We start from the raw sequence: 16,866 nt of genomic DNA, 5'->3' as shown, positions 1-16,866 counted from the left end.
ATTAGCGGTGTTAGCCCGCTTTCTTTGCTTACTTTCTTTGCGGCGGCAAAGAAAGTAAGTGCCGCCCCGCACAGGGGCAACGCATGAAGAACCACTAACAAACCGCGGATGCCAACAAAAAAACCACCACAACAAACTCAAACCCAAAAACCCAAAAAAAAACGGCGCCGCAGGCAAAAAACCGCCTCCGACGCCATCGATCAAGCACAAGCTACGCAGCAAAAAAACCACCGCCTAGCCCGCAGGGCAAACTCAAACCTGCACTGAATCAGCCACTTCCTTGAAGTCTTCGATCTGATCGAAGTTCATGTACTGATAGATCTTGTCGCCATTAGCGTTAAGCACACCCATATCAGCCATGTACTCTTCCTTGGTCGGAATCTTGCCCAGACGCGAGCAGATCGCCGCCAGTTCCGCCGAGCCAAGATACACATTCGTGTTCTTGCCCAGACGGTTCGGGAAGTTACGCGTCGACGTCGACATCACCGTCGCGCCTTCACGCACCTGCGCCTGGTTACCCATGCACAGCGAGCAGCCCGGCATCTCGGTACGCGCACCCGCCGTACCAAACACGCCGTAGTGGCCTTCTTCCGTCAACTGCTTCTGGTCCATCTTGGTCGGCGGAGCAACCCACAGCTTCACGGGAATATCGCGCTTGCCTTCCAGCAGCTTCGACGCTGCGCGGAAGTGACCAATGTTCGTCATGCACGAACCAATGAACACTTCGTCGATCTTCGCACCCGCCACGTCCGACAGCGTCTTCACATCATCCGGGTCGTTCGGGCAGGCAACGATCGGCTCGTGGATGTCGGCCAGATCGATTTCGATCACGGCTGCGTACTCCGCGTCCGCATCCGGTTGCAGCAGTTGCGGATCGGCCAGCCACGCTTCCATCGCCTTGATACGGCGTTGCAGGCTGCGCGGGTCCTGGTAGCCCTGCGCGATCATCCACTTCAGCAGCGTGATGTTGCTGTTGAGGTACTCGATGATCGGTTCCTTGTTCAGGTGCACCGTGCAACCCGCTGCCGAACGCTCAGCCGATGCATCCGACAGTTCGAACGCCTGCTCGACCTTCAGATCCGGCAGACCTTCGATTTCGAGAATGCGGCCCGAGAAAATGTTCTTCTTGCCTTGCTTGGCAACCGTCAGCGAACCTTCCTTGATCGCCCACAGCGGGATCGCGTTGACGAGGTCGCGCAGCGTGACGCCCGGCTGCATCTTGCCCTTGAAGCGGACCAGCACCGATTCCGGCATGTCCAGCGGCATCGTGCCCGTAGCTGCCGCGAAGGCGACCAGGCCCGAACCCGCCGGGAAGCTGATGCCGATCGGGAAACGCGTGTGCGAGTCGCCGCCCGTGCCGACCGTGTCAGGCAACAGCATGCGGTTCAGCCACGAGTGGATCACGCCGTCGCCCGGACGCAGCGCGATACCGCCACGATTGCTGATGAAGTTCGGCAGCGTCTGGTGCGTCTTCACGTCCACCGGCTTCGGATACGCCGCCGTGTGGCAGAACGATTGCATCACGAGATCAGCCGAGAAGCCGAGGCAAGCCAGATCCTTCAGCTCGTCGCGCGTCATCGGGCCGGTAGTGTCCTGCGAGCCAACCGAGGTCATCTTCGGTTCGCAGTACGTGCCCGGACGGACGCCCTGGCCTTCCGGCAGGCCGCATGCACGGCCAACCATCTTCTGCGCCAGCGAGAAGCCCTTGCCGCTGTCGGCAGGTTGTTGCGGCAGACGGAACAGCGTGGACGGCGCCAGACCCAGCGCTTCACGTGCCTTGGCCGTCAGGCCACGGCCGATGATCAGCGGAATGCGGCCGCCGGCGCGCACTTCGTCGAACAGCACGTCGGACTTGACCTGGAACTCGGCGATCACGGCGCCGTTCTTCAGTGCCTTGCCTTCGTACGGGCGCAGTTCGACCACGTCGCCCATTTCCATTTGCGACACGTCGAGTTCGATGGGGAGCGCGCCTGCATCTTCCATTGTGTTGTAGAAGATCGGGGCGATCTTGCTGCCCAGACACACGCCGCCGAAACGCTTGTTCGGGATGAAGGGGATGTCTTCGCCCGTGAACCACAGCACCGAGTTGGTCGCCGACTTGCGCGACGAACCCGTGCCGACCACGTCGCCGACGTAGGCGACCAGGTGGCCCTTTTCCTTCAGCGATTCGATGAACTTGATCGGGCCGCGCTTGCCGTCTTCTTCCGGCGTGATGCCAGGGCGCGCGTTCTTCAGCATCGCCAGTGCGTGCAGCGGGATGTCCGGGCGCGTGGTGGCGTCGGGAGCCGGCGAGAGATCGTCGGTGTTGGTTTCGCCCGTCACCTTGAAGACGGTGATGGTCAGGCTTTGCGGCACTTCCGGACGGCTCGTGAACCATTCGGCGTCGGCCCAGCTTTTCAGCACAGCCACTGCGTTGGCGTTGCCCTTGTCGGCGAGTTCCTTGACGTCGTGGAACTGGTCGAACATCAGCAGGGTTTTCTTCAGTGCGTCGGCGGCCACGGTGCCCACTTCGGCGTCCGACAGCAGTTCGATCAGCGGAGCGATGTTGTAGCCGCCCAGCATCGTGCCGAGCAGTTCGGTGGCGCGGGCGCGCGAGATCAGCGCGCAGGCGGTGTCGCCTTTGGCCACGGCAGCCAGGAAGCCTGCCTTCACGCGGGCCGCTTCGTCCACGCCAGCCGGCACGCGGTTGGTGATCAGGTCGACGAGCGTCTGCTCTTCGCCAGCGGGCGGATTGGTCAGCAGTTCCACCAGCTCGGCGGTCTGCTGGGCCGTCAGCGGCAGGGGAGGAATACCGAGCGCGGCGCGCGCGGCTACATGAGCACGAAAGTTTTCAAGCATGGGAGACCTGCTGGTATTGCGTTTCAGGGGATGGCTTTTTCAGGCACGCCGAAGCTGCTCCGGGCACTGCTTTGATCGCGATTTTAATTGTTATGCCCTCGAACGTCAAATGTCTTATGTCTTATATAAGAGTTGAAAGTGCCAGATGGACGGCAGCGCGGAAGCTTGCCGACGCGCGCCGCTGCGCCCGCTCGGGGCAAGACAGGATCAGCCGATGAGCTTGCGTTCGCGCATCCAGTCGAGCACGACGGCGGCGATCTGATCGCTGTTGTCGTCGGCCATCAACGCGTGGCTATTGCCGGCGATGCCGCGCGCGGGCAGGTCGATCCATTGCGCGTCCACGCCGGCGGCGATCAGGGACTCGTACCATCGACGCACATTGGGCAGCGAGTTGACCCAGAACGCGTGCTGGGTCAGGAAATCGCCCCACACAAACAGATGGGGAATGCCGCGCAGGGCGGCGGGATCGCGCAATGCCGGGTCGGGCGCACCCGATGGCTCCAGCGCGATCACGGCCTTGACCCGATCCGGCGCATTCAGTGCAGCGTTGAGTCCGAAATTGCCGCCCTGGCTATGGGTCAGCACGATGCTGCTGTCGAGGCGGCCAATCAGCGCATCGTAGGCATGCTGGGTGAGCGCGTCGTTGCATCCCCAGCGCGGCACGAACTGGTTCATGAACGCTTCCATTTGCGCGACGGGAAAGCGCTGCGCCGCGTGATGGCGACGCAGCGCCGGATCGATATGCCAGGAGCCGGACGGTCCGAAGCGGAAGGTTTCTTCCCACGCTTCGCGCGCCGTGCGGAAGTATGGCGCTTCCGGATAGATCTCTGGATAAGGCGCCCACGACGCCCGGCCTCGCTCGACGGCATCGGACACGAACACGTCGAAGCCCGCGCGCAGGAAGAACATCTGCCAGCCCGGCCGCCCGTCGGGCGTCGTTTCCCAGTTGACGCCGCTCATGCCGCCGCCATGCCAGAGCAACAGGGGATGCCGGCTGCGGGGCTGGGCGAGTTTCACGTACTGCACGTACATCTGGCCAATGACCATCTCGCCGTTGGGATCGATGGGATGCACGGCACCTTGCGCCGTGCTGACCCGTTGCCGCAGCGGCATGCCCGTCAGCGAAACCATATGGCCGCCGACATGAAAGCTGCCGATATCCCGCACCTGCAGGGGAGCGTCGCCCGATGAGGCCGCGCCGGTACTGCTGTCGATCGAATTCATGGGGTGTCCTTGCGCAAGCAACGGTTGCGTGGCGGATTGCGTGATCCTGGAAGCCGCCGCCTGGAGCGGCACGGTCGACTATGCCCTTGCCGGGTTAGCTGCAAATTAACAGCGTAGTCGGGCAGCGCATGCAGGGCGTGGAAAAACCGTCCTACACTGCTTCAGGACATCATTCACGGCATCAATAAAGGTCAACGGACGGGAAGTTCACGCATGTCTGCCGGCGCCCCTTTCCATCTGCGTCTCGCGACAGAAATCAACGGCTGGCCGCTGTTGCGCGCAGCCGTTGGCCTGCTGCCGTTCTTCCTGCTGGCGCTGGCGACGGGCAACGAGCTGTGGATCAAGGCGTCGCTGCTGACCGTCGCAACGATGATCGCCGAAGACAAGCTCGCGCTGCGGCCAGCGGGCGTGCTGGCGCACGGACTCGCGGTGATCGGCGGAAGCTGGCTGTTGCTGCTTGCCGAGCGGGTGCCGGCGCTGTTCGTCGTCGCTTGCATGCTGCTTGCGGCGGGCGTGATCCTCGTTGCGTCGCGCGGCGAGCGATTGCGCGCGCTCGGCACGTGGACCTTCGTGCCCGTGCTGATCCTCGCCAACGAACTGCATGGCGGCCGCAGCGTCGATGCGTTGATGCGCGCAGTGCCCGCGTCCCTGCCGTATCTGCTCGCCGCGCTGGTGCCGGCGCTGGTGTCGGCGTATCGCCGTTCGCGCGGCAAGGCCGCGGCACGCTGGTCCAATCTCGACGATTTCGGTCTCCGCGCGCCCTATGGTGAAGACCTGATCGCGATGGTCGCAAGCGTCGGCATCACGGCGCTGCTGGTCGAGTACCGTCACCTGCAGCACGCGCAATGGGTGATCTGGGGCGCGGCGAGCATCGTCACGGGCGCAGTCGAAACGGCGCGGACCAAACTGCAGCACCGGGCCTTCGGGGTGATCGTCGGTGTGCCGATCGGCGTTCTGCTCGGGGAATTCGTGGTGCCGCATTCGAGCATGGCCGTCACGCTCGCGACACTGGCGGTATTTCTGACGCTGGTCGCGTTTCAGCGCTACGTGGTGGCGTACTTCTTCCGCTGTGTGTTCGTCTCGCTGGCGATCATGCTCGCGAACCAGTCCGTCGCCGATGCGTTCGAACGGCTCACGCACGTGCTCACGGGCGGTATCGTCGGGCTTGCCTGCGTGCTCGGCGTGCATCTGGCCGCGCGCCGCCTGTCGCGTTCGCGTTGAGGTAAAGCGCGGCGCTGCGCATGTTATACCCGGCTTCCGGGATGCGGCCCGCAATGGCATGATTGCCGTACCGGCAGGCTGGCAGGGCATGTCTTCCGTCCCGTTGCCTGCGACGGCGCGGGCAGTAGCGTCCGTGCATGGCAACCCGTTGGCGCAGCACTGGCTCGGAGGTCGTCTATGTCCGTCTTTCTCGAAGTCGAGCACATCACCACCTATCGCTACAACAAGCCGGTGGAGTTTTCGCCGCACCGCGTGATGTTCCGGCCACGCGCCGCGCACGACATCCGCGTGCTGTCGGCCACGCTCGAAGCGTCGCCGCACAGCACTCAGTACTGGCTGCAAGACGTGTTTTCGAATTCGGTCGCGGTCGTCGAACCCAGGGTGCCCGCCGACGTGCTGACGCTCCACGCGCGCTTCGTGATCGAGCATTTCGGCGTCAAGAATCTGGAGTTGCCCCTGGCGCCCGAGGCCGAGAACTATCCGTTCCAGTATTCGCTCGAGGATCGGCTCGACCTGTCGCCTTTCCTGCCGCCGCAATATCCGGACGATCAGCCTCTGCTGCACGACTGGGTTGCGCAGTTTCTGCCGCGCCGCGGCACGATTCACACGCGCGATATTCTCGCCAACATCAACGCGGCGATCCGCAGCGATTTCCAGTATCAGTCGCGCGATGCCGTCGGCACGCAGCGTCCGTCCGAGACATTGAAATTGCGCTGCGGCACCTGCCGCGATTTCGCGTTGCTGATGATGGAAGTGATGCGAGGCCTCGGCCTGGCGGCGCGCTTCGTGTCGGGTTATCTCTACGACCAGACGCTCGACACATCGGCACCGCCCGTTGTGCGCAATACGGCGCTGCAACAGGGCGCGAAGCAGATCGAGAGCCGCGACGAACCGCTCGTGGTCGGTGCCGGCGCGACGCACGCATGGCTGCATGTCTATTTGCCGGGCGCGGGCTGGGTGCCATACGACCCGACTAATTCGCTCGTCGGCGGCACGGACCTGATCCGGGTGGCGTTCACGCGCACGCCTGAGCAGGCCGCGCCGGTGGCCGGTTCGTGGTTCGGCGCCGCGCAGGATTTTGTCGGCATGGACGTCAGCGTCAGCGTGCGACGGATCGGGCAGCCGATCGAGGCGGTGTCTGCGGACGCGTGTCCGTCGTGAGGGCGCACGGGCGCAAGTAGTAAAGGACGACTTCCTTCGAGGCGACGATGATCAAGACCATCGCTCTAGTTTTATTGCTCGTCATGGCGGGGTGCACGACTTCAAGCGCACCCTCATCCGGTCAGACAGATCAGGGGCGTCTGGAAGTACCTCACACGAACCCGAAAATGGATGGGCCGCCGGGCTATTGAAAACAGAAATCGGCCAGCGTATCTGGAACTAAATAGTTTTGCCGACGCTATTCATCGGATGAATAAACCGGAAAACACGCGCAACCCTCAAAAGGACGAAAAGAGGCCTAAAAAAAGGCCTATTCGTGGTGTAACGGCTATACGTGATCGATAGAATTTTCGTTAGAATCGTCCGCGTCCGAAACTCTGTCGGATCGCTTTTCTAACATCGGATTCCCGGTTAATTCAGCATGACACGGCTTGCACGGCACTACGTCCCAGAACAACCGCAGCACGTTATCTTGCAGGGGCTCAAAGGGCCCGCATTCCTCGACGAAGGAGACTACCTTTATTTTCTCGCCTGCCTGGCAGACGCTGCGCGCGTCGCCGATCTGGCAGTGCACGCGTGGGTGCTGATGCCCGACGCGGTTCAGTTCCTCGTCACACCTTCCTACGAGTCGAGCGTGGCCATGGCGATGCAGGCCGTCTGCCGCCGCTACGTCGAAACCTTCAATCGCCGTCACGGACGCCGCGGCATGATGTGGCGCGGCGCGTATCACGCCACCGTGATCGAGCCGGACCGGTATTTCATGCTCGCGAGCAAGGTCATCGATCACGCGCCGGTGCGCAGTCATCTCGTGGCAGAGCCGGGAAATTACCCGTGGTCGAGTTACACGCATCACGTTGGACGGCGTGTCGATGGCTTCATCAAGGACCATCCGCTCTATGCTGCACTCGGCACGACGCCGGGCGAGCGTCAGCAGGCTTATTGCAATCTGGCTGCGCAGCCTCTCGATGAAGGCGAAGTCGATCACCTGATGCAATCGACGCTCAACGGCTGGGTTCTCGGCAGCGCCGCGTATTGCGAATGGGCAGCGCAGACAGCCAACCGGCGCCTGATGCCGCTGCTGTTGCGTGACAAGCCGGTGAAGGTCCGCACCTCGCGCGCATTATCCAGGGTCGGCTGATCGACAGAAAACGGGCAAGTGGCGGCGCTGGCTAAACGCCAGGCATCGCCGCGACCTGTGCGGCCGCGGCTTTCGCCGATTGCGGGTTCTGGCCGGTCATCAGCGCCGGTCCGCGCTCACAGCCAGGTGCCGCCCTGACGTTCCGTTGGCTCTTGAGAAAGCGCGTCGAAATCGTGAATCCAGTCGAGATGATGCAGCAGGCTCTCGCGGTCGCGAAGGCGGGCGTTGCGTGCCTGTGCCTCGGGCCCGTCGGGCAGGTGCAGCACGTCTGCCGTCGTGATCGACGCGAACTGCACCTTGCGCGTGCGGCCGCGCCGCAGCCGTTCGTACGCCTCCTGCGCCTCGCGCCAGCGTCCCGCGCCCGCCTTGGCCAGTTGTGCGGCCAGCACTACGGCATCTTCGATCGACTGATTTGCGCCCTGGCCGTGATGGGGCACGAGTGCGTGCGCAGCGTCGCCGATCAACGTCACGCGACCCTTGCTCCAGCGCCCGAGCGGCGGGCGATGGAACAGTCCCCAGCGCTGGCTGATGGGCACGGCGGTGATCATCTGCACCACGGCGGGATGCCAGCCCTTGAAGAGACGCAACTGCTCGCCCTCGCTAGCCGGCGTGACCCAGTCGCGCGACGGCCACGGCGATGGATGTCGCTCGACGAGCAGAAAGTTCTGATCGCCCTTGTCGCCGATCGGATAGTGAAGCAGATGGCCTTGTGGTCCGACCCAGAACTGGATGGCTTCGGGATCGGGCAGCAGATCCATGCTTGCGGCCTGCACCACGCCACGGAAACCCGAGCAGCCTGAGTAAAGCGCGTCGTCATAGCCGAGCATCCAGCGCCGTGTGATCGAGCGTGCGCCGTCCGCGCCGATCACCAGATCGGCGTAGACCTGCTGGCCGTTGGCGAAGCTCAAGCTGACGTGATCGGCATGCTGCACGAGATTGGTCAGCCGATGACTGAGATGGATGCGCTCGGCCCCAACCGCGCCCGACAGCACAGCCTGCAGATCCGCACGATGCACACCCCAATACGCGCCGCCAAACTGCTGCCGATAACTCGGTTCGCCGCGATGCTGTCCGATCACTTCGCCGCTGCGGCCGTCGCGATAGATCAGCGCGGGGATTTCGGCGCACACCGCGTCGAAGGCGGCGCGCAAACCCATGCGCTCGTAAAACCGCGTCGCATTCGCCGACAGTGCGACTGCCGCGCCGACTTCGCGAAGCTCATCGGTTTGCTCGTACAGGTGTGCATCGATGCCATGTTCGCGCAGCGCGAGTGCGAGCGTGAGGCCACCGATGCCAGCACCGATGATGGCGATCTTCAGATCCAGCTGTTCCATGCTTGTCTCCAATATTCAGACTATGCGTTCGAGTCGGCACGAATCGCATGCGTAGATGAAGCCGGATGCGTGCGTCGTGTCTTGTCTGAATTCTCGGCAGTGGCGGTGCATCTCACAATAAAATGGAGTGAATCTGCATCATCACTGAAATCAATGAGCGGGAGATGCACGCATCATGAACCTGAGCGAAGTCGATCTCAATCTGCTGCTGCTGTTTCAACGGTTGATGCAGGAGGGGCGCGTATCGACCGTGGCCGAGCAGATGAACATGAGCCAGCCCGGCGTCAGCAACGCGCTCGCCAAGTTGCGTCGGCGTCTCGGTGATCCGCTGTTCGTGCGCGGGCCGGGTGGCGTGGTGCCGACGCCGTTCGCGCTGCGTCTGGCTGAACCGGTGGCACAAGCGCTCGCGATCCTGCACACGGCGCTCAACCCCGAGACGGGTTTCGATCCGCTGCATGTCACGCGCACGATAACGATCGGCATGACCGATATTGGCGAAGTCGTGTTTCTTCCGGCGCTGGTCGAACGACTGTCGCGCGAGGCGCCTGGCATCACACTCAATACCGTGCGCGACACCAGTGTGAATCTGGGCAACGAGATGGCCGAAGGCCGCGTCGAACTTGCCATCGGCTTGCTGCCGCAACTCAAGGGCGGTTTCTATCAACGCCGCCTGTTCGATCAGCGCTACGTGTGCCTGTTCAGGCGAGGGCACGAACTCGAAACGAAGCCGCTCACGCTCGCTGCGTGGCGTGATGCCGAGCATCTGGTGGTGATGTCCGCCGGAACCGGACACGGTCAGGTCGACGAGTGGCTGAAGCGGCGCGGCGTGGAGCGGCGGGTGCGATTGACGGTGCCGCATTTCATGAGCGTCGGCTATATCCTGCAACGCACCGATCTGATTGCCACGGTGCCGGAACGGCTCGCCTTGCAACTGGCCGAGCCGTTCTCACTGAGCCTGCGCGCGCTGCCCTCGACCTTGCCGGCTGCACCCATTCACCTGCTCTGGCATGCACGAGTCCATCAGGACGAGGGCAACCGCTGGCTGCGCGGGATGGTGACCGACCTGTTCGCAGATTCGACTGTGCAGACGCGCAGAACCCGGTCCCCGCGCAAAGGCGGGTAGACCGTGCGTCATGAAGGACAGCGGGTTAGTTTCGCGCTCGTTCGCGTGCCAGCAGTTCCTGTTTCATCGCGAGCGCGTCGCTATTGTCGCGCTGCAACGAAAGCGCCCAGAACACGCCCGAGCGGGCCATACGCAGATCGTTTTTCTCCAGCCCGGTGCGTGCTCGCGCGAGCGCAATGGCCAGCAGTCGCTGATTTTTACTGCTGCCTTCGATTCGCGCGGTGCCACTGGCTGCGTACGGTGCCTGAGCAGTCTGCGGTATCGCGGCTGGAGATGGTGTCACCTCTGGTGCAGCCGTCGATGTGTTTGCGTTCTTCGGCTCGATTGCAGCCTGTTCATTGGCAGTGGATGCCGTGCGTTGTCCGGACGGCGTCGTGCCAGCCGGCGTGATACTGCCTTGCACGGTGTTCGACGCGCCTTGCTGTTCGCCTCCCGCGAGTTCGTCCTGCCGATGCATGACCATCAAGGTGGCCGTAATCGCCACGACGGCCACGAGCGTCACCACGACGCCCGCTGTCAGGCCGCGACGGCTGGCAATGCGCAGAGACAGCGAAGGCTTCCGCGCGCCTGGCGCGGGTTTGGCTGGCCCAGCCGCAACTTTCGGACGTGACGCCCACAATCGACTGCCGAAGGAGCGCTTTGCTTGCGCGCCGCATCGCGGACAGAAGTTCACAGGTTCAGACAACGTGCCGCCACAACGCGCGCACGTCGTCGGAAAAAGCGGGCCACGAGCGGTTTGAGCGCCCATCATCAAATGTCCCCCCCGGGAATGAGTGCAGAAACATTGCTTGCATGTATCGATCGTCGCGATGGCCACGCGCACCGTGTCATCTGTCACACACGCCATACGTCATAAGGTAGGACGAATCGATACGAAGCTGGCAATCAATCAATATCGGTCAGCCGGGGAGCAGCGTCAACCCGCCAGTCGGACTTCCGTCAGCATGTATCGGTCAATTTTTAGTCGTACAAGGTCATGCAGGCCGCGATTCTGGACGAAACGTCGATTTCCTGCGCGCAAGTGGCGGTTGCGTGGGTCACACAGGCTGTGGATTTCACATGGTGGTGTCGACGCGGAGATCGATCGATGGCGCGTACGTGCACTTATTTTCGGGTCATCACAGTTAGTTAGCAATGCTACATTCACTCGCTGGGCGCGTTGTATTCAGTGCCTGATTATCTCTATGCCCACTCTATCTGAATTGACTAGTCGATTAAAGATTGAATCGATTTTTGCATTCATCTCTCTCCATCTTTTGAGAAATGTTCTCAGCTATTGCAGTGAGTTTCACCACTGCTTTAAAGCCTGATCGTGATTCGCGTTCTCAAACTTTGAGCTAAACGAAAGCGCAAGGTCATCTTCAGGACGCATTCTGTCGGCACATTACATCGCTGTTATAGCTGGTAATTCAAAAGGAACATTTCAGCGAGGTGCACATGAATCGTCTTGCCAGGTGGATGGGTACGTGCGTGGTCACTGCATCGTCAATTGCTTCGCCATTGCTCGCGCATGCAGATAACGATAATCGACATGATCGCGATGAACATCACAAGAAGATCAGTCACGTTTTGCTGATCAGCGTGGACGGTTTGCACGAGCAGGACGTCGCGCGTTGTCTGTCTGGCAATACGTGCCCGAATCTTGCGTCGCTGGCGAAGTCGGGTACGACTTATACAAACGCCTATACACCTGGACTATCCGATTCATTTCCGGGTCTCGCTGCATTGGTGACGGGTGGTTCGCCGAAATCGGCCGGCCTTTTCTATGATGTGTCGTATGACCGGACGCTGTACGCGCCATCGGATACGACGTGCACGGGCAAACAGGGATGGAATGTCGTTTTCGATGAAACGACGGGGATCGACGCGGAAAACGGTGGGGCGCTGACGCATCTGAATGGCGGGGGTGCCTTCAATCCGCAGGCTATTCCGCATGCAAAAATCAACGGCGCGTGCATACCCGTCTATCCGCATAACTATGTGAAGACCAATACGATCTTCGAAGTCGTGAAGCAGAACATGCATGCCTCGCGCACGGCATGGGCCGACAAGCACGCATGGGGTTATGACTGGTTGAATGGCCCATCGGGAAAGGGCGTTGATGATCTGTCGCGCACCGAGATCAATTCAATCGATCCTGCCACGGGCACGAACTATACGGACGTGTACACGCATACTGAAACCTTCGACAACCTGCACGTCCAGTCGATCATTCACGAGATAGACGGCAAGGATTCGACGGGTAGCGTCAACGCCGATGTGCCGGCGCTGTTCGGCACCAACTTCCAGACCTTGAGCGTTGCACAGAAGGCACCTGTCGCTTCGGGCGGCGGTTATCTCGACGCGAGCTTTACGCCCGGAAAAGACGTGGCCGATGCGATCAGCTACGTCGACGATGCGCTAGGCAAGATGGTCGCCGAACTGAAGGCGCGCAATCTGGCCGACTCGACGCTGATCGTGGTCACTGCAAAACACGGCCAGTCACCCACGGATCATACGAAGCTCGTCAAGAACGGCGATACGCTGACCAGTCTGCTCGAAGCGAACAACTATCTGGACCATGACGGGAAGTTCGGCCAGGCGAGCACGACGTCAGGCAATCTGAACGACGGAACCGGTCTGGTGGGAACCGGCTTTGTGCAAACCGACGATGTCGGCCTGATCTGGCTGCGCGATCAAAGTCAGCTGAATCAGGTGGTCGCGACGCTCAAGGCCAATCTCAGCTGCAATGCGCCTGGTATCTGCGCAGATGGACCGCAAGCGTACATCCTGACGGGGCAGCGCCTGGCATCGTGGTTCGGCAATCCGGCGAATGGCCGCACGCCCGACATCATCGTGCAGCCGAACCCCGGTGTGATCTATACGTCGAGTAAATCGAAGGACGAAGAGCACGGCGGCAACGCGCCCGACGATAGCCACCTCGGTCTGATCGTCGCGTATCCGGACGGGCATCACCATGAACGGCAGATCGATCGCCGCGTGAGCACCACGCAGGTCGCACCGACGATCCTGCGGGCGTTGGGGCTCGAGCCGGAACTGCTGCAATCGGTGCGTCTGGAAGGGACGCGGCCGTTGCCTGAGGGTAACCAGGAGCAGTGACGGCGGTAGCGCAGCGTTTCCCTTGGCGCTTGCTTTCAGGCGCCGAGGGATCTGAAAAGTAACCGTTGGCCCCGCGTTGTCTTTCGCGTCAAGTCTTCGCGAGCCAGCCAGACGATAGTGGTTATCGCGACATTCCGCGCGCGTCGATCGCCCAGATCGCTTCTACGCGATCGGCGCGAAAGCAGACGTAGTTGTCGTAGAGGTTGGCTGTTGGATCGCAGTGCCCCGGCGGCAGCAGAAGCCGTTGTCCAACCAGCCCGGCAGTGTGTTCGTCAGGATTGTCTTTGACTGAAAGCATGCCGTGCTCGTCGTTTGCGCCGACGTATTCCAGTGTCGGACCATGCGACCCTAGCGCCCAGCGAGTATGCCGCGGCAGCCCTGAATCGACGGCCAGTCCTTTTAGCCCGACGTCACACACAGCCATGCCAGGGCGATTCGCGCTCATGACGGTAGACAGAATGTAGAGGCTTTGGCGAAACTGCAGCGAACCCGTCCATTCGATACCGCCGTAGTCCCCGTCCATGAAAATATATGAGCCGGGCTGAATCTCGGTGTAGATGCCGGACGTCACGTCGAACTCGACGGTTCCGGTTCCCCCTCCCGTGACGACACCACAACCGATTCCTCTCACATCCAGTGCGCGGACGAATTCGGTGGTGATGTCCGCTGCACGATTTGCAGCATATTTGCGCGCGGTCCAGTCGGCGATATGCTGCGCGCCGCCGTGGTACGCCTGAAGGCCGGCAAAGCGCAATGCCGATTGCGACGCGATGGCATCGACGAGTTCCAGCAGTGCATCGACGGAGATCACGCCACAGCGGTGCTGCCCGGCATCGACTTCCGGCAGGACATCGATCTTCACGCCAGCTTTGGCGGCCGCTGTACCTAATGCGTTGACCTGGTCTACGGAATCCACGCACACGCTAAGCGCCGTATGCGAAGCAAGCTCGACGGCCATTGCGATCTTGTCGGCGCCGACAAATTCGTTACTGATGTGAATACTGGCAATACCTGCAGCGGCGAATGGATATGCCTCGCTGAGCTTCTGACAGCAGACACCCACGGCACCGGCATCGATCTGTCGTTGCGCGATGGCACTCGATTTATGAGCTTTTGCATGCGGACGCAGCGCGATCTGATGCGAGGCGGCCAATGTGGCCATTGTCCGGATGTTCGTGTCGAACGTGTCGAGATCGATGAGCAGCGAAGGCGTACTCACGGATGACAAGGTATCGCCCACGCGCGCGGCGGGTGGAGGAGTAAGCGTCATTGGCACTCTCGTGGCGGGTCTGGAGGTTGGCTGGGCGGGTGCTACATCATAGTCGCTTCGCTGTTGAGGTGACGGCGACGTCAGTTTCCACACTGGCAAACGTCATCGAAGTGCATCGACCATTGGAATGGTGGCTCTTTGTGTTTCGTCTGCAGCAACGATTGATGCGCGTTACCTGCATGCTGCCAAAATTTGTCTGCGAATTCGTGGCGAATGCGAGGTACACCGCATGTACAGGAGCATACTGAGCCGTTGCAAAGATCGATTTGACATGGAGTTTGCTCAACCAGACCGCGGAGGCAGCCGTGATACTCAACAAAGAACAACTTGCCGTCATGATGAAAGGAGACTGCACGATTAACACGATCCCTGAAAAATGGACCCAAAGGGGTGGAACGTGTGGAATCTACGCGTTGGATGGTGCATTCAAGATGCGTGGCCATCACGCTGCTGTGCCTCGAAGATCTGACGTAGACGGGCCGTATACGACGTCGCTCAGACAGATTGCCAAGAAGATGAACGTCACGAAGATCGGCGAGTTGAACGATGTCGAGCACATCAGCACGCTTGCAATGCAGACGGGTTACTCAGCAGGCGAGGTAAAAACATTTACTAATGCCGATGAGCTTTGGGCAATCGTGACGATGGCCATCAAGAACAAGGGCGCAGTCGTGATGCCGTTTTTGTGTCGGGATGACACGGGTGATCTCAGTCAATCGGGTGGATTCGCGCATTACTGTCTGCTGTTCGGTTTCGGAAAGCAATTTTCGGTGAGACAGGTCTACGCGGCGAACTATGGCTTGTATCAGCTATGGTCTATCGAGAGCCTGCTTGAATCGAACTTTGCGATTCGAGACTGGGAGAAGCAGCAGTGGACCAAGGTCATGCTGTGGATCAAGGGGGCAAATGAAAAGGACTTTTCTCCTTATAGGCCGGAGTGGATCCGCCAGTCAGATATGCATGAATCGCTCGACGCGTACGCAACGGCATATAACGAGGCACACTTTCAACTCGGTATTGAGACAAAGGATGCGACCGTTCACGAGTGGAAACCAGGCCCGCAACACAAATCGAAAAATCAGCAGACTGCAGCGAAGATGTGCGTGATGAAGTCCACGACCATCCCGCAAGCCGATATGACGAAGACGATGAAAGGAAAGTGCTTCGTGGTTTGAGTCGAGGGCAAGACTTATCGCGCGAACGCATCCTCCTGACGCTCGCTACACTTATTCCGATGCCTCACGCCGGGGCATCTCCTCCGTCACCACCGCCGCCTTCTCCAGAAAATTCGCCGTCTTCGCAGGCGTCGACTCAATGCGCGACGCCAGCACGAGGCGAATCGAAATAGGCTTGCCGAGCGCGTCGACATACACGACACCTTCGACCCGTATCTGACACACGGAAGCAGGCACCAGCGAGACACCAAACTCCGCCGCCACCAGATTCACCACCGACGACAACTGCGGCGCCTGTTGCCCCGCGATCGGCTCGAACCCGGCCTCGCGGCACGCACCGACGATCACATCATGCAACGTAGGACTCGCTTCACGCGGCAGCATGACAAACGGATCATCGGCCAGTTCGGCCAGCGCGATCTTGCGTTTCTTCGCCAGCCGATGCGTGGCGGGCAGCACGATTTTCATCGGCTCGGTGGCGATGTGGTGGAACTGCACGCCAGCGGGCGACTGACTGCCCAGCCGCACGAACGCAACATCGACGCGCCCATCGTCGAGATACGCGAGCAACTGCGCTGTGTTACCTTCGGTCAGCGTGAGCGTGACATTCGGATAAGCCTGCCGATACGCACGAATCAGCTTCGACACGACAGGGTTGAACGCCGCCGAACCGGTAAAGCCGATGTTGAACTGCCCGATCTCGCCACGCCCGGCGCTCTGCGCCTTTTCGACGGCGAGGCGCGTGTCGTGCAGGATGCGCTTGGCGTCGGCGGCGAAAGCCTCGCCGGCCTCCGTCAGCACGACACCGTGCCCCGTGCGGCGAAACAGGCGCACGCCCAGTTCGTCTTCGAGCGCGTGAATCTGCTGGCTGAGCGGCGGCTGGCCGATGCCAAGCCGCTCGGCCGCACGCGTGACGTTGCGCTCTTCGGCAACGGCGAGAAAGTAGCGGATATGGCGAAGTTCCATCTGATATTCTGCAAAAGCTATTTCAGAAAGATGCGATAGATATTGGACAGTATAACGGTACCGCGACAAAATATCGCTATCGCGCGGTCCGCCGCCCCTGGAAGTCTCCCCGGAACAGGTCCCCCGAATCGTCAAGAGGAGAAACGCAGGACGCGTCGCGCCTGTGGTGGCGAGCGGCTATGCCGTCGTTGTTTCCTTTGATGAGCCGAAAGGGGTCTATCTACTGTGGCTGACACATTGAAAAAACCGAGGCCGGAATACCGGAACATCGGTATCGGGCAGATATTGACGGCGTACCGTCTTCCTTTGGCGGGTCG

12 protein-coding genes and 1 pseudogene are annotated in these 16,866 nt (G+C 61.0%); 7 read left to right on the top strand and 6 right to left on the bottom strand.

The window, feature by feature from the left end:
• Positions 1-252 precede the first annotated feature (252 nt).
• Together acnB and DK391_RS41020 are read right to left on the bottom strand one after the other, a co-directional pair.
• Complete coding sequence (gene acnB / locus DK391_RS41025) at positions 253-2,838, bottom strand: bifunctional aconitate hydratase 2/2-methylisocitrate dehydratase (protein ID WP_109483724.1); 2,586 nt, start codon at positions 2,836-2,838, stop codon at positions 253-255.
• A 207-nt stretch (positions 2,839-3,045) separates the two neighbouring features.
• Positions 3,046-4,062: an esterase gene (locus DK391_RS41020; protein ID WP_109483723.1), complete on the bottom strand. Its 1,017-nt coding sequence runs from the start codon at positions 4,060-4,062 to the stop codon at positions 3,046-3,048.
• A gap of 213 nt (positions 4,063-4,275) precedes the next feature.
• Here DK391_RS41020 and DK391_RS41015 point away from each other — a divergent pair, with 213 nt between their 5' ends.
• From DK391_RS41015 to DK391_RS41005, 3 genes are all read left to right on the top strand, one after another.
• On the top strand, positions 4,276-5,283 hold the full coding sequence (locus DK391_RS41015; protein WP_109483722.1) for an FUSC family protein: 1,008 nt from the start codon (positions 4,276-4,278) through the stop codon (positions 5,281-5,283).
• Positions 5,284-5,460: 177 nt separating this feature from the next.
• Positions 5,461-6,444, top strand: coding sequence for a transglutaminase family protein (locus DK391_RS41010; RefSeq protein WP_109483721.1), 984 nt, complete (start codon positions 5,461-5,463; stop codon positions 6,442-6,444).
• A gap of 421 nt (positions 6,445-6,865) precedes the next feature.
• Positions 6,866-7,582 carry a transposase gene (locus DK391_RS41005; RefSeq protein WP_109483720.1) on the top strand — a complete coding sequence of 239 codons (717 nt, stop codon included), beginning with the start codon at positions 6,866-6,868 and terminating at the stop codon, positions 7,580-7,582.
• Between the two features lie 116 nt (positions 7,583-7,698).
• Here DK391_RS41005 and DK391_RS41000 read toward each other — a convergent pair whose 3' ends face one another.
• On the bottom strand, positions 7,699-8,916 hold the full coding sequence (locus DK391_RS41000; RefSeq protein WP_109483719.1) for an FAD-dependent monooxygenase: 1,218 nt from the start codon (positions 8,914-8,916) through the stop codon (positions 7,699-7,701).
• Positions 8,917-9,091: 175 nt separating this feature from the next.
• Between DK391_RS41000 and DK391_RS40995 the strand changes: the two genes are divergently transcribed.
• Complete coding sequence (locus DK391_RS40995) at positions 9,092-10,039, top strand: LysR family transcriptional regulator (protein ID WP_109483718.1); 948 nt, start codon at positions 9,092-9,094, stop codon at positions 10,037-10,039.
• A gap of 25 nt (positions 10,040-10,064) precedes the next feature.
• On the opposite strand, the gene DK391_RS40990 is transcribed toward DK391_RS40995, so the two are convergent.
• Complete coding sequence (locus DK391_RS40990) at positions 10,065-10,544, bottom strand: hypothetical protein (RefSeq protein ID WP_162601053.1); 480 nt, start codon at positions 10,542-10,544, stop codon at positions 10,065-10,067.
• 932 nt (positions 10,545-11,476) lie between these two features.
• On the opposite strand from DK391_RS40990, the gene DK391_RS40985 reads away from it, so the two are divergent.
• Positions 11,477-13,138, top strand: coding sequence for an alkaline phosphatase family protein (locus DK391_RS40985; RefSeq protein ID WP_109483716.1), 1,662 nt, complete (start codon positions 11,477-11,479; stop codon positions 13,136-13,138).
• A 121-nt stretch (positions 13,139-13,259) separates the two neighbouring features.
• On the opposite strand, the gene DK391_RS40980 is transcribed toward DK391_RS40985, so the two are convergent.
• Entirely contained in the window at positions 13,260-14,408 is a 1,149-nt protein-coding gene (locus DK391_RS40980) for a DSD1 family PLP-dependent enzyme (RefSeq protein ID WP_109483715.1), read from the bottom strand.
• 305 nt (positions 14,409-14,713) lie between these two features.
• Here DK391_RS40980 and DK391_RS40975 point away from each other — a divergent pair, with 305 nt between their 5' ends.
• Positions 14,714-15,583 carry a hypothetical protein gene (locus tag DK391_RS40975; RefSeq protein ID WP_109483725.1) on the top strand — a complete coding sequence of 290 codons (870 nt, stop codon included), beginning with the start codon at positions 14,714-14,716 and terminating at the stop codon, positions 15,581-15,583.
• A gap of 51 nt (positions 15,584-15,634) precedes the next feature.
• Here the strand turns inward: DK391_RS40975 and DK391_RS40970 are convergent, their stop codons facing one another.
• Positions 15,635-16,549 carry a LysR family transcriptional regulator gene (locus DK391_RS40970; RefSeq protein ID WP_109483714.1) on the bottom strand — a complete coding sequence of 305 codons (915 nt, stop codon included), beginning with the start codon at positions 16,547-16,549 and terminating at the stop codon, positions 15,635-15,637.
• Between the two features lie 225 nt (positions 16,550-16,774).
• Between DK391_RS40970 and DK391_RS40965 the strand changes: the two are divergent.
• Positions 16,775-16,866, top strand: a pseudogene (locus DK391_RS40965) (succinate dehydrogenase, cytochrome b556 subunit); the annotation flags it as partial.

This window comes from Paraburkholderia sp. C35 (genome assembly GCF_003121405.1).
Classification (GTDB): Bacteria; Pseudomonadota; Gammaproteobacteria; order Burkholderiales; family Burkholderiaceae; genus Paraburkholderia.
This window is presented reverse-complemented; position numbering and strand designations above follow the sequence as displayed.

Excerpts from the sequence above, each read along its gene's own strand:
- acnB (WP_109483724.1), bottom strand. The coding sequence starts at position 2,838 with ATGCTTGAAAACTTTCGTGCTCATGTAGCCGCGCGCGCCGCGCTCGGT.
- DK391_RS41015 (WP_109483722.1), top strand. The coding sequence starts at position 4,276 with ATGTCTGCCGGCGCCCCTTTCCATCTGCGTCTCGCGACAGAAATCAAC.
- DK391_RS40980 (WP_109483715.1), bottom strand. The coding sequence starts at position 14,408 with ATGACGCTTACTCCTCCACCCGCCGCGCGCGTGGGCGATACCTTGTCA.
- DK391_RS41000 (WP_109483719.1), bottom strand. The coding sequence starts at position 8,916 with ATGGAACAGCTGGATCTGAAGATCGCCATCATCGGTGCTGGCATCGGT.
- DK391_RS40970 (WP_109483714.1), bottom strand. The coding sequence starts at position 16,549 with ATGGAACTTCGCCATATCCGCTACTTTCTCGCCGTTGCCGAAGAGCGC.
- DK391_RS40985 (WP_109483716.1), top strand. The coding sequence starts at position 11,477 with ATGAATCGTCTTGCCAGGTGGATGGGTACGTGCGTGGTCACTGCATCG.
- DK391_RS41020 (WP_109483723.1), bottom strand. The coding sequence starts at position 4,062 with ATGAATTCGATCGACAGCAGTACCGGCGCGGCCTCATCGGGCGACGCT.
- DK391_RS41010 (WP_109483721.1), top strand. The coding sequence starts at position 5,461 with ATGTCCGTCTTTCTCGAAGTCGAGCACATCACCACCTATCGCTACAAC.
- DK391_RS40995 (WP_109483718.1), top strand. The coding sequence starts at position 9,092 with ATGAACCTGAGCGAAGTCGATCTCAATCTGCTGCTGCTGTTTCAACGG.
- DK391_RS41005 (WP_109483720.1), top strand. The coding sequence starts at position 6,866 with ATGACACGGCTTGCACGGCACTACGTCCCAGAACAACCGCAGCACGTT.